This window comes from Catenovulum agarivorans DS-2 (assembly GCF_000568405.1).
In the GTDB taxonomy this organism is placed as follows: Bacteria; Pseudomonadota; Gammaproteobacteria; order Enterobacterales; family Alteromonadaceae; genus Catenovulum; species Catenovulum agarivorans_A.
This window is the reverse complement of the sequence record NZ_ARZY01000084.1, coordinates 1-1,832: the sequence shown is the minus strand read 5'-3', so window position 1 is coordinate 1,832 and position 1,832 is coordinate 1. Positions and strand designations below refer to the sequence as shown.

The following is a 1,832-nucleotide window of genomic DNA, read 5'->3' as shown; positions in this document are numbered from 1 at the left end:
AAGCACCGCTTCGCAGCTGAATGAGGTGGAGCCAAGGAAGGCGACAGGGCCTGCCCTTCAAGGATGAATAGTCCACTCAAGATTTACTTAAATTCTGTGATACGTTTTTGCGAAAGTTATGGTCTAGTAATTTCCACATATTGCACAGGCCTTGCAGCGGTTTCGAGAAATACATCGCAACCACCTCGACATTCTCTGCCACCCAAACTAGCAGCGCTTCAAATTACCGTGCCTGCAAGCCCACTCCAATACCCCACGCAAATTTTTGCAAAAAATACTTGCTCTTATGCAAAATTAAACCGATAGTAAAATTAACACCGCAATGACGCGCTTTACCTACTGCCAAATTCAGCCAAGCCTGAATAAGCTGAATAAGGTTCATAAAACACATCAAGGGGGTCTGATGAGCAACGACCAAATGACCAAGATATACGTACTCGACACAAACATCCTACTTCACGAACCTTTCGCCTTTCTAAATTTTCAAGAACACGACGTCTATATACCAATGATTGTGCTTGAAGAACTCGACGCAATTAAAGACCGCAAAAAAGACGTAAGTCGTGACGCGCGAATTGCCATTCGAGCATTAGAAGAAGCATTGAAGGATGCAACACCAGAAGAAATAGCTGATGGTGTACCCATGAACAAATACCAAAGTGAACATGGTTCAACCGGTCGATTAGCAATATATCCAGACCACTTGCTATCGCAAGATAGAGTGACTTTGCCAGGCCCCGAAAACGACAATACGATAATTAACGCGGCTTTACACCTACAAAAAGACAAAAGCCCTCAACACGTTATTTTGGTGACAAAAGACATAAACATGCGCCTAAAAGCTAAAGGTGCCGGTTTAGAACGCGTTGAAGATTATCGTACAGACCAATTGATCTCCGACCTTAAATATTTAAGCACTGGATATGTGGAAGTGGAAGGCGACTTTTGGTCAAAGGTGAAAAGTTGCGATAGTGAAACAGAAGGTCGCGAAACCATTCATACCGTTGAACGAGCAGCATTGCCACCGACTCTGTTTGTGAATCAATACCTGTTTGATCAAACCAAAGGTTTTGCCGGCAAAGTAATTGAGCACGATGATAAGCTGGTAAAACTAAAAGACTTGGGTTACGACCGCATGATGGGCCGCCACGCTTGGGGTATATCTCCGAAAAATTTTCATCAGGCGATGGCTTTAGATGCACTGTTGGATACCAGCATTGATTTATGTTTATTGACCGGTCCAGCGGGAAGCGGTAAAACCTTGCTGGCGTTGGCCGCTGCGTTGGAAATGGTGGTTGAAAAAGGTATTTACGAAAAGATTATTGTCACGAGAAACACGCCGGAAATTGCCGAGTCGATTGGTTTTTTACCTGGCACTGAGGAAGAGAAAATGGCACCTTGGCTGGGCGCTATTAGTGACTCGTTAGACTTTTTGCATCGCCACGATGAATGTCGCGAAGGCAGCACGCGTTATATTATTGAAAAAGCGAATATTCAGTTTAAGTCGGTTAACTTTATGCGTGGCCGCAGTATTCAAAAGTCGATTGTTATTTTGGATGAGTGCCAGAATATGACATCTTCTCAACTTAAAACCATAATCACCCGCGCGGGTGAAGGCACTAAGTTGATTTGCTGTGGTAACTTGGCTCAAATCGACAGTAATTATTTGTCGCCGCTAACGTCGGGTTTAACTTATATTGTTGAGCGATTTAAGGATTTTGAAGGTAGCGCGACCGTGCATATCGCGGGTGTCATGCGTTCAAGATTAGCGTCTTTTGCTGAGAAAAATTTGTAGCTTATCAGCAACAATACAAAAGTTAGGAAAGTGCTAG

1 protein-coding gene is annotated in these 1,832 nt (G+C 43.6%); it reads left to right on the top strand.

The window, feature by feature from the left end:
• The first annotated feature begins 403 nt into the window (after positions 1–403).
• Positions 404–1,795, top strand: a complete 1,392-nt coding sequence (locus DS2_RS19265) for a PhoH family protein (protein ID WP_035016717.1) — start codon at positions 404–406, stop codon at positions 1,793–1,795.
• Positions 1,796–1,832 lie beyond the last annotated feature (37 nt).